At 62.0% G+C, this 10,540-nt stretch carries 9 protein-coding genes; 2 read left to right on the top strand and 7 right to left on the bottom strand.

Translation table 11 applies throughout. The features are described from left to right. The first annotated feature begins 102 nt into the window (after positions 1 to 102). Positions 103 to 1,554, top strand: a complete 1,452-nt coding sequence (locus BLS60_RS21085) for an SLC13 family permease (protein WP_092372050.1) — start codon at positions 103 to 105, stop codon at positions 1,552 to 1,554. A gap of 28 nt (positions 1,555 to 1,582) precedes the next feature. Here BLS60_RS21085 and argR read toward each other — a convergent pair whose 3' ends face one another. The 6 genes from argR to acs all read right to left on the bottom strand — a co-directional run bounded on the left by argR (position 1,583) and on the right by acs (position 8,091). Beyond that, a complete protein-coding gene (gene argR, locus BLS60_RS21090) occupies positions 1,583 to 2,563 on the bottom strand; it encodes a transcriptional regulator ArgR (RefSeq protein WP_070883936.1) in 981 nt (326 codons plus the stop codon). Between the two features lie 62 nt (positions 2,564 to 2,625). Then, the gene (locus BLS60_RS21095; protein WP_092372052.1) at positions 2,626 to 3,390 is read right to left on the bottom strand and encodes an ABC transporter ATP-binding protein; all 765 of its coding nucleotides are present in this window, start codon (positions 3,388 to 3,390) and stop codon (positions 2,626 to 2,628) included. Between the two features lie 53 nt (positions 3,391 to 3,443). Further along, positions 3,444 to 4,142 (bottom strand): ABC transporter permease, encoded by a 699-nt coding sequence (locus tag BLS60_RS21100; RefSeq protein ID WP_070883934.1) that lies wholly within the window; start codon positions 4,140 to 4,142, stop codon positions 3,444 to 3,446. A gap of 10 nt (positions 4,143 to 4,152) precedes the next feature. Next, positions 4,153 to 4,842, bottom strand: a complete 690-nt coding sequence (locus tag BLS60_RS21105; RefSeq protein WP_070883933.1) for an ABC transporter permease — start codon at positions 4,840 to 4,842, stop codon at positions 4,153 to 4,155. Positions 4,843 to 5,059: 217 nt separating this feature from the next. After that, positions 5,060 to 5,839, bottom strand: a complete 780-nt coding sequence (locus BLS60_RS21110) for an ABC transporter substrate-binding protein (RefSeq protein WP_070883932.1) — start codon at positions 5,837 to 5,839, stop codon at positions 5,060 to 5,062. A gap of 290 nt (positions 5,840 to 6,129) precedes the next feature. Continuing rightward, positions 6,130 to 8,091, bottom strand: a complete 1,962-nt coding sequence (gene acs, locus BLS60_RS21115; protein WP_070883931.1) for an acetate--CoA ligase — start codon at positions 8,089 to 8,091, stop codon at positions 6,130 to 6,132. A 233-nt stretch (positions 8,092 to 8,324) separates the two neighbouring features. Between acs and BLS60_RS21120 the strand changes: the two genes are divergently transcribed. Further along, positions 8,325 to 9,881: an EAL domain-containing protein gene (locus tag BLS60_RS21120; RefSeq protein ID WP_092372054.1), complete on the top strand. Its 1,557-nt coding sequence runs from the start codon at positions 8,325 to 8,327 to the stop codon at positions 9,879 to 9,881. A gap of 38 nt (positions 9,882 to 9,919) precedes the next feature. Here the strand turns inward: BLS60_RS21120 and BLS60_RS21125 are convergent. Then, on the bottom strand, positions 9,920 to 10,540 hold a 621-nt coding region (locus BLS60_RS21125; protein WP_143024632.1), incomplete at its 5' end, for a TRAP transporter large permease.

A 10,540-nucleotide genomic window follows, 5' to 3' on the forward strand; every position in this document is an offset into this window, starting at 1 on the left:
CCTGAGAAGCCGTCGAGAAACCTGCTGAAACAGCTGCGCTTGAGCCTTCGGCGCTAACGGGCCTCCAAGCTGAACACCGTGTAGATGGAACGAGATAAAACAATGACTGAAACTCGACAAACCCAGGGCGCCATCATTGCCGCGCGTATCGGCTTTTTCGTCGGCCCGCTGCTGCTGCTCGCCGTCCTACTCACTGCGCCACCGCAAGGCCTGAGCGAGGAAGCCTGGATGGCCGCCGGCCTGGTCGGCCTCATGGGGATCTGGTGGGCCACCGAAGCGATCCCGATTCCGGCCACGGCGCTGCTGCCCATTCCGATGATTCCGCTGTTGGGCATCGGCAGCGTGCAGGACGCCACATCGCCCTATGCCAACCCGACCATCTTCCTGTTTCTCGGCGGCTTTTTGCTGGGCCTGGGCATGCAGCGCTGGAACCTGCACAAACGCCTGGCCCTGCGTACGCTGATGGCGGTGGGCAACCAACCGGCGCGGCAGATCGGCGGCTTCATGCTTGCCACTGCGCTGGTCGCCATGTGGGTGAGCAATACCGCCACGGCGATCATGATGCTGCCGATCGGTATGTCGGTGATTGCCATGCTCACCCAGCAAGGTGACGAGCGTGAGCACGAGCGGTTCGCCACGGCGCTACTTCTCGGCATCGCCTACGCGGCCAGTATCGGTGGTATCGCCAGCCTGATCGGCACGCCACCCAATGCCCTGCTCGCGGCGTTCCTGCGCGAAAATCATGATGTGAACATCGGCTTCGGCCAGTGGATGCTCATCGGCGTGCCCGTAGCTACCTGCGTGTTGGTGTTCACCTGGTGGTGGCTGACTCGCGGTGGATTCCGTCTTGAAGGCGATAGCCGTTCACTGCTGAGCAAGGAGCTGAGCGAGCTGGGCGGCTGGTCGAGTGGCGAGAAGCGCGTTGCCGTAGTGTTCGCCCTTACTGCGGCGGCCTGGGTCACCCAACCACTGCTGTCGCAATACGTCGACGCCATCGACGACACCCTCATCGCCATGGTCGGCGCAGTAGCGCTGTTCCTGATTCCCGCTGATCGCGACGGGTCGAAACGGGTGCTCCTGATGGATTGGGATACAGCCAACAAGGTACCTTGGGGAATTTTGCTGCTGTTCGGCGGTGGCCTGTCGCTGGCTGCCGCCATCACCTCGACGGGCCTCGCGGAATGGATCGGCGAAGCCCTGAAGAACCTTGGCGCACTGCCTCTGCTGCTGATGATTGGCGTGGTCGCGTTGACCATCAACCTGCTGACCGAAATAACCTCGAATACCGCCACTGCGGCGGCCTTCCTGCCATTGGTAGCGGCGCTGGCGGTCTCGCAAGGTCTGCCTCCGGAGCTGCTGGCCATCCCCGCTACCATCGCGGCCAGCTGTGCCTTCATGATGCCGGTAGCAACGCCGCCGAACGCGCTGGTGTTCGGCACCGGGTTGATGAAAATTCAGCCGATGATCAAGGCTGGCTTCGTGATCAACATGTTCAGCGTGGTCATCGTCACCCTGCTCTGCTACCTGCTGGTCGGGGTGATCTGGAGCCACTGACAGCCGCAGCGGCTAGATGCTTAAGGGTCTAGCCGCGCTCGGCGGGCGCCGAGGTCAATTCGAAGGGGTTGTTGTTACGTCGCTGGTTGCGATCCTCCCGCGGCGTAGCGCCGAAGAAGTTGCGATAAGCGCTGGAGAAATGCGGCCCCGAGGAAAAGCCGCAGGACAGGCCGATCTGGATGATCGACTTGCTGGTCTGCATCAGCAGTTGCCGCGCCTTGTTCAGACGCAGTTCGAGGTAGTACTGGCTGGGCACGCGATTGAGGTACTGCTTGAAGATGCGCTCCAACTGCCGCCGCGACACGCACACGTGCTGGGCGATCTCGTCGGTGGTCAGCGGCTCCTCGATGTTCGCTTCCATCAGCAGCACTGCCTGGGTCAGCTTCGGGTGGCTGGAACCGAGACGGTTTTGCAACGGGATACGCTGACGCTCGCCGCCTTCACGAATGCGCTCGACTACCAGCTCCTCGGACACCGCACCGGCCAGTTCGGCGCCGTGGTCACGGGCCAGCAACGCCAGCAGCATGTCCATCACGGCCATGCCGCCGCAGGCCGTAAGGCGATCCCGGTCCCAATCGAACAAGTGGCTGGTGGCGATTACCTTTGGATAGCGCTCGGCGAAATCGTCCTGCCAGCGCCAGTGCACGGCAGCCCGGTAGCCATCAAGCAGGCCAAGCTGCGCCAGCGGATAGACACCGGCGGACACCGCACCCACGCAGCAGCCGTTACGCGCCACTTGCTTGAGCGCGGCGGCAAGCGCCGGGGCGACGGCTGCCGGCGGTTCGTCAGCGAGCAGAAACAGCTTGCGATAGCCCTCCAACCCACCGGCCCAGGGGCTGCCCGGCAAACGCCAGGCGCCGTCGACCGGCTCTTCAGCCTGCAGGAACGACACCTCGTAGACCACTTCCGGATGGACGCGCTGAGCGGTGCTCAACGCCTCTTCCGCCAGCGCCAGGGTCAGGGGCTTGGTAGAAGGCCAAAGCAGGAAGCCGATTCGATGGGCAGTCATGGTGGGCTGATTGGGCTCTAAGGGCAGTGGAAAGTCGGTACGTGCAGGGATGATAACGCCATCTACTTGAGACTACCGCTGAGGAACTGTTGCAGGCGTTGAGATTGCGGGTTGCTCAGCACCTCGCGGGGGTCGCCCTGCTCCTCGACTAGGCCTTGATGCAGGAACAGCAGCTGATTGGAGACTTCACGAGCAAAGCCCATCTCGTGGGTAACCACGACCATGGTGCGCCCCTCGCCGGCCAGATCGCGCATGACCTTCAGCACATCGCCGACCAGCTCCGGATCCAGCGCCGAAGTGGGCTCGTCGAACAGCATCACCTCCGGCTCCATGGCCAGCGCCCGGGCAATCGCCACACGCTGCTGTTCACCACCGGACATGTGCGCGGGGTAGGCGTCCTTGCGGTGTGCCACGCCGACCTTTTGCAGGTAATGCTCGGCTTTTTCGCGAGCTTCGGCTTTGCTCATCCCCAGCACATGCACGGGTGCTTCCATGACGTTTTCCAACACGTTCATGTGCGCCCACAGGTTGAAGTGCTGGAACACCATGGCCAGGCGCGAACGCAGGCGCTGCAGCTGCTTGTCATCGGCGGCGCGCAGTGCGCCATTCTTGCCGGGTACCAGCTTGAGCGCCTCGCCATTGAGCAGGATCTGCCCGGCGTGAGGCTGTTCGAGCAGGTTGATGCAGCGCAGGAAGGTACTTTTGCCGGAACCGCTGGAGCCGATGATGCTGATCACGTCGCCGGCCTTGGCAGCCAGCGACACGCCCTTGAGCACTTCATGGCTGCCGTAGCGCTTGTGCAGATCCTTCACTTCGAGCTTGTACATGCTTTCCACTCTCTTGAATCCGATGTCGTGCCGCTACTTGTAAACACAGCCTGCTAGCTACGCCGCGGTGCCAGATAGGCCAGCCAGCGGCGCTCGGCCAGCTTGAACAGGCGCACCAGCACGAAGGTCAGGCACAGGTAGAACAGGCCCGCGGTGATGAACGCCTCGAACGGCAGGTAATACTGGGAGCTGACCGTACGCGCCGCGCCGGTGATGTCGATCAGGGTGACGATCGACGCCAGACTGGTGGTGTGCAGCATCATGATCACTTCATTGCTGTACTGCGGCAGCGCGCGGCGCAGTGCCGAGGGCAGCAGGATGCGCCGGTAAAGCTTGGCCCGTGACATGCCCATCGCCTTGGCCGCCTCGATCTCACCATGGGGCGTGGCCTTCAGGCTGCCGGCAAGAATCTCGGCGCTGTAGGCGCTGGTGTTGATGGCGAAAGCCAGGCAGGCGCAGAAGGTCGCGTTGGAGAGGTACGGCCACAGCACGCTCTCGCGCACCGCTTCGAACTGCGCCAGGCCGTAATAGACTAGGAACAGCTGCACCAGCATCGGCGTGCCGCGGATCACGTAGGTGTACAGCCACGCCGGGCCGTTGATCCATGGCGAGCGCGAGGTGCGCATCAACGCCAGGGGCACGGCGACCAGCAGGCCGAAGAACAGCGCGATGGCCAGCAGCTTGATGGTCACTAGCACGCCGCCCAGATAGAGCGGCAGGCTGTCCCAGATCACGGTGTAATCGAAGATCATCGTGCGCCCCTCACAGTTCAGCGGCCTTGGTGCCGACCGAATAGCGTTTTTCCAGATAACGCAGGGCCAGCAGAGAAACGCTGGTGATCAGCAGGTACAGGCCGGCGACCGCCAGGTAGAAGGTGAAGGGTTCGCGGGTGGCGTCTGCGGCGCTCTTGGCCTTGAACATCATGTCCTGCAGGCCGACCACGGAAATCAGCGCGGTGGCCTTGGTCAGCACCAGCCAGTTATTGGTGAAACCAGGAATTGCGAAACGGATCATCTGCGGCACCAGAATGCGCAGAAACACCTGCAGGCCGCTCATGCCATAGGCCGCGCCCGCCTCCGCCTGTCCCTTGGGAATCGCCATGAAGGCGCCGCGGAAGGTCTCCGACAGGTAGGCGCCGAAAATGAAGCCCATGGTGAACACGCCGGCCACGAAAGGATTGATATCGATGTACTCGTCATAGCCGAGCATCGGCATCACCCGGTTAACCAGGTCCTGGCCGCCGTAGAAGATCAGCAGGATCAGCACCAAGTCGGGAATGCCGCGGATTACCGTCGAATAGGTCTCGCCCAGCACCGACAACCAGCGCACCGGCGACAAGCGGCATGCCGCACCGATCAGCCCGAGCACGATCGCCACCGCCATCGAGGTCAGGGCCAGGATCAGGGTGAGCCAGGCGCCATCGAGAATGGACGAGCCGTAGCCGTTGAGCATCCGCTTACCTCATGCGTGCGCCATAGCGCGGGAAATGCAAAGCAAAAGTGGCACACGCCAAATCGATCAGCGTGTGCCACCTGACAAGAAACCGGGATCTTGCGAGCCAGAGCCAGAGCCATACCAAGACCAAGGCGTCCCCGAAAAGCTGGTCAGGGACGCGAAGTGTACCTGTCTCTACGTGAGCGTGGCCGAGGCGCAGCTGCAGATCGGGGTCTTACTTGCCGTAGACATCGAAACTGAAGTACTTGTCCTGGATGGACTTGTAGGTGCCATTGGCGCGAATCGCCAGGATCGCTGCGCTGATCTTCTCGGCCAGCGCTTTGTCACCCTTGCGCACGGCGATGCCCTGGCCTTCGCCGAAGTATTTCTCTTCGGTGAAATCCGGGCCAACGAATGCGAAGCCCTTACCGGCGTCGGTCTTGAGGAAACCGTCGTCGATGTTCACCGAGTCGGCGATAGTGCCATCCAGGCGACCTGCGCTGAGGTCGAGGAACACTTCGTTCTGCGAGCTGTAGCGTACGATCTCGGCGCCAGCGGGGCCAAAGACATCAGTGGCGTAGCGGTCGTACACGGAGGAACGCTGCACGCCGATCTTCTTGCCCTTGAGGTCGGTGGCCACATCGTTCATCACCGCACCGCTCTTCATCGCCAGCTTGGCCGGCGTGGCGTAGTACTTGCCGGTGAAGTCGACGGCGCGCTTGCGCTCTTCGGTGATCGACATGGACGACAGCACAGCGTCGAACTTGCGGACTTTCAGTGCTGGGATCAGGCCGTCGAACTCCTGCTCGATCCACTTGCACTCGACCTTCATTTCTTCACACAGCGCCACGCCGATGTCGTAGTCGAAGCCGGTGATGTTGCCATCGGGAGTCTTGTAGGCGAACGGCGGGTAGGCCGCTTCGATACCGATACGCAGCGCTTTGGCTTCCTGGGCCATGGTCAGCGGCGACAGCAGAGATAATGCCAACGCGCCGAGCAATGCGATCTTGTTCATAAGAAAACTCCTGACAGGGATAGGGAGTCGCTGGCCTGACGGATGATCCGGCCAGAGAGACATTGCGGCGCGCGGGGTATCGGGCGTCGCACTGGAAGTGCGGCATTCTAGCGATAGCGGGGCCTGCAATATTTCCCCAATGCGACAACTAATTACAGAAGCAGGAGGGAGCCTCGACGAGCATCTTGACAGAATAAAAATCTGCGAGAACTGAATTTAGCATTTGCGAAATGCAAACGCCCCACGCGGCATAACCGGCGTGGGGCGTTTGCACTCAGGCCTCGATCAGATCAGGCGCAGGCGGTCTGCATCGACTTGTGCGTGTCGATCAAGTGCTGCACCACGCCCGGATCGGCCAGGGTGGAGATGTCGCCGAGGGAATCGTACTCGGCCGTGGCGATCTTGCGCAGGATGCGACGCATGATCTTGCCCGAGCGAGTCTTCGGCAGCCCAGGCGCCCATTGGATAACGTCCGGCGTGGCGATCGGGCCGATTTCCTTGCGCACCCAGGCCTTGAGCTCCTGACGCAGCTGCTCGGAGGGCTCCTGCCCCTGGTTCAGGGTCACGTACACGTAGATGCCCTGCCCCTTGATATCGTGTGGCACGCCGACCACAGCGGCCTCGGCGACTTTTGGGTGAGCGACCATGGCGCTTTCCACTTCGGCGGTGCCCATGCGGTGGCCGGACACGTTGAGTACGTCGTCGACACGACCGGTGATCCACCAGTAGCCGTCCTCGTCGCGGCGCGCGCCGTCACCGGTGAAGTACATGCCCTTGAAGGTCTTGAAGTAAGTATCGACGAAGCGGTCGTGGTCGCCGTACAGGCTGCGCGACTGACCTGGCCAGGAATCGAGAATCACCAGGTTGCCTTCGGCAGCGCCTTCGATCAGGTTGCCCAGGTTGTCCACCAACGCCGGTACCACGCCGAAGAACGGACGAGTCGCCGAGCCCGGTTTGAGCGCGGTGGCGCCCGGCAGCGGGCTGATCAAAATGCCGCCGGTTTCGGTCTGCCACCAGGTGTCGACAATCGGGCAGCGCTCCTTGCCAACGTTGCGGTAGTACCAATCCCAGGCTTCCGGGTTGATCGGCTCCCCAACCGAGCCGAGCAGGCGCAGGCTGGAGCCATCGGCACCTTCGACGGCAGCGGTACCCTGGGCCATCATGGCGCGAATCGCGGTCGGCGCGGTGTAGAGGATATTGACCTTGTGCTTGTCGATGATCTTCGACACACGGGTCACGTCCGGGTAGTTGGGGATACCTTCGAACAGCAGCGTGGTCGCGCCGTTGGCCAGCGGCCCGTAGACGATGTAGCTGTGGCCGGTGACCCAGCCGACGTCGGCGGTGCACCAATACACATCGCCCGGTTTGTAGTCGAACACCCGCTCGTGGGTCAGCGCGGCGTACAGCAGGTAGCCGCCAGTGGTGTGCAACACGCCTTTCGGTTTACCAGTGGAGCCAGAGGTGTAAAGGATGAACAGCGCTTCCTCGGCGCCCATTTCCTTCGGCGCGCAGACACTGCCGGCGACTTTCATCAGGTCCTCGAACCAGATATCTCGATGCTGGTTCCACTTGATCTCGGAACCGGTGCGCTTGACCACGATGACTTTCTGGATGCTGCGCGTTTCCGGGTTGGTCAGGGCATCGTCAACGTTGGCCTTGAGCGGAATCTTCTTGCCGCCGCGCAGGCCTTCGTCGGCTGTGATCACCACCTTGGAGGCGCAGTCGATGATGCGCCCGGCCAAGGCTTCCGGCGAGAAGCCGCCGAACACCACGGAGTGGATCGCACCGATCCGCGCGCAGGCCAGCATGGCCACCACGGCTTCGGGAATCATCGGCATGTAGATAGTCACCACGTCGCCGCGGTGCACGTCCTGGCCGCGCAAGGCGTTGGCGAATTTGCAGACCTGCTCGTGCAGTTCGCGGTAGGTGATTTCCTGGTGCTCGGACGGGTCGTCGCCTTCCCAGATGATGGCGAGCTGGTCACCGCGCTCTGCCAGATGGCGATCCAGGCAGTTGTAGGAGACGTTAAGGGTGCCGTCGGCGAACCACTTGATGTCGACATGGTGATCGTCGAACGAGGTCTGTTTGACCTTGGTGAAGGGCTTGATCCAATCGAGACGCTGAGCCTGTTCACGCCAGAAACCGTCCGGGTTGATAACGGACTGCTGGTACATGGCTTTGTAGGTGGCTTCGTCGGTCAACGAATTGGCCGCCACCTCGGGGCTCACGGGATACAGGGAAGCAGCGCTCATTGAATCACCTCGGTTATTGATGTTGTTCTTCTATAGCTTCATTTGTAACCATCCCTCCCCATTACAACCATTCGACCATGGTCTTACCGGCGCTAGACCATGGTCGCAACGCGTGCAGGCAATCACCGCGCCTGCCAATTTATGCGAGCTGCGGACATTTCGAGACCCAGCGGGCATTCTTGTCGTACAACTTTCGCTAAGCTGACAAAGCCTTTACAGCTCAAGTGACCTCCATGCCCTTTTCCACCCTCCGCTCCCGTGGGCGCGCACTGCGCCTGAGCACTTCGCTGGGCGTCGCGGTGCTGCCTTTGCTGCTCGGTATCCCGCTGATGTACTGGCAGGCGGCGACGACCCTGGAAAGCCGTGCGGAGAAAAGTGCCACGGATGCGCGCGTGCAGTTGGAGAGCATGATCGATGATGCCGCGCACGCGGCCAGCGCAGTAATCGGCTCGGCGGGCTTGCCCTGCGAAGAGGTCGAGCAAGCGCTGCGCAGCCAGACCGCCCTCAGCCCGTTCTCGCGGTCAGTCAACCTGGTACAGGATGGCGTGATCTATTGCACCTCACTGATGGGCCCTTACGACAATAACGAAGACGTTGACACCTATGTCCAGGGAACGCTGCGTCTGATGGCTGGCAACCGCGTGACGCCCGATCGCGCGGTGTTGGTCTATCGCCAGACCGACGGCGACCACGGCGTGCTGATCGGCATCGACGGGCAGCACCTGATCAACCTGCTACGGATCAATGGCCAGGAAGTGCCGCTGCAGATCGCGGTCGGCGAGAGCTGGATCTCTGCCAGCGGCGCGGTGACTTCATCGAACTGGGGCGCGAAGAACGAATACGCCGTCGAGGCCAGTTCTTCGCGCTACCCATTCCAGGTGTTCGGCGGCTATCCGCCAGGCACGACGCTGCGCTACCTGCAGGAGCACTACACGCCACAGTGGCTACTGCTGGTGATTCTCGGTGCGCTGGGCGGCGTAGGCAGTTTCCGGCTCGGTTTGCGCTCAACCTCTCCGGGCACCGAGCTGAAGCGCGCCTTGGCGGCGAGTGAGTTCGTGCCCTATTACCAGCCCGTGGTGGATACCGAAAACGGTTGCTGGCATGGCGTCGAAACGCTGATGCGCTGGCAGCACCCAACCGAGGGCTTGGTGCCGCCGGATCAGTTCATTCCGCTGGCCGAACGCCTGGGCCTGATCGTGCCGATGACCCGCGCGATGATGCGCAAGGTCCGTGAAGATCTGGTGGCTCACGCCGCGCAGCTCCCGGCGGGCTTTCATCTGAGCATCAACATCACCGCAGCCCACTGCGAAAATCTGCAGTTGGTCGACGAATGCCGCGAGTTCCTTGCTGCTTTCCCGGCTGGCCACGTCGTGCTGATCCTGGAGCTCACCGAGCGGCAGATGATCACCTCGACCGAGGTCACCAGGCAGTTATTTTCAGCGCTGCGTGGGCTGGGCGTACGGATCGCCATCGACGACTTCGGCACTGGGCATTCCAGCCTCGCCTACCTGCGCGAATTCCATGTCGACTTTCTGAAGATCGACCGCAGCTTTATCGCCATGGTTGATTCCCACGCACTGTCGCGTCACCTGCTCGAGAACATCCTCGACCTCTCCATGCGCCTGCAAGTCGCGCTGGTCGCCGAAGGCGTGGAAAGCGCCGAGCAGAGCCATTACCTCACCCAGCGTGGCGTGCGCCTGCTGCAAGGCTATCTGTTCGCCAGGCCGATGCCGGCTGACAGGCTGTTCGCCGCATTGCAGACACCACCCAGCCAAGATTCAAGCGCATAAAAACCCGGCGCAAGGCCGGGCCAGGAAACCGATAGCGGTCAGCTCATGCCCAGCCAGTTCGGCAGAGCCAGCGAGATGAACGGCACGTAGGTGACTAGCAGCAGGAACGCCAGCATCATCAGCAGCCATGGCGACACCGCGCGCACCACGCGGGTCAGCGGCATGCCGGTAACCGCCGAGGTGACGAACAGGTTGAGGCCGGTTGGCGGCGTGATCAGGCCGATTTCCATGTTCACCACCATGATGATGCCCAGGTGAATCGGGTCGATGCCCAGCTGCATGGCAATCGGAAAGAGGATCGGCGCCAGGATCAGGATGATCGCCGACGGCTCCATGAAGGTACCGGCGATCAGCAGCACGATGTTCACCACGATCAGGAACTCGATCGGGCTGAAGCCCTGCTCGACGACCCAGCTGGTGATCGACTGCGGGATCTGCTCGGTAGTCAGCACGTGGGCGAACAGCATGGCGTTGGCGATGATGAACATCAGCACCACGCTCAGCTTGCCGGCCTCGATGATCACCTTCGGGCACTCGCGGATGGTCATGTCCTTGTAGACGAAGATCGCCACGAACGCCGCATAAACAGCCGCCACGGCAGCCGCTTCGGTCGGGGTGAACATGCCCGAGTAGATGCCGCCGAGGATGATCACGATCAG

The sequence above is a fragment of the Phytopseudomonas seleniipraecipitans genome, from assembly GCF_900102335.1.
Lineage (GTDB): Bacteria > Pseudomonadota > Gammaproteobacteria > Pseudomonadales > Pseudomonadaceae > Aquipseudomonas > Aquipseudomonas seleniipraecipitans.

Excerpts from the sequence above, each read along its gene's own strand:
- BLS60_RS21085 (WP_092372050.1), top strand. The coding sequence starts at position 103 with ATGACTGAAACTCGACAAACCCAGGGCGCCATCATTGCCGCGCGTATC.
- argR (WP_070883936.1), bottom strand. The coding sequence starts at position 2,563 with ATGACTGCCCATCGAATCGGCTTCCTGCTTTGGCCTTCTACCAAGCCC.
- BLS60_RS21095 (WP_092372052.1), bottom strand. The coding sequence starts at position 3,390 with ATGTACAAGCTCGAAGTGAAGGATCTGCACAAGCGCTACGGCAGCCAT.
- BLS60_RS21100 (WP_070883934.1), bottom strand. The coding sequence starts at position 4,142 with ATGATCTTCGATTACACCGTGATCTGGGACAGCCTGCCGCTCTATCTG.
- BLS60_RS21105 (WP_070883933.1), bottom strand. The coding sequence starts at position 4,842 with ATGCTCAACGGCTACGGCTCGTCCATTCTCGATGGCGCCTGGCTCACC.
- BLS60_RS21110 (WP_070883932.1), bottom strand. The coding sequence starts at position 5,839 with ATGAACAAGATCGCATTGCTCGGCGCGTTGGCATTATCTCTGCTGTCG.
- acs (WP_070883931.1), bottom strand. The coding sequence starts at position 8,091 with ATGAGCGCTGCTTCCCTGTATCCCGTGAGCCCCGAGGTGGCGGCCAAT.
- BLS60_RS21120 (WP_092372054.1), top strand. The coding sequence starts at position 8,325 with ATGCCCTTTTCCACCCTCCGCTCCCGTGGGCGCGCACTGCGCCTGAGC.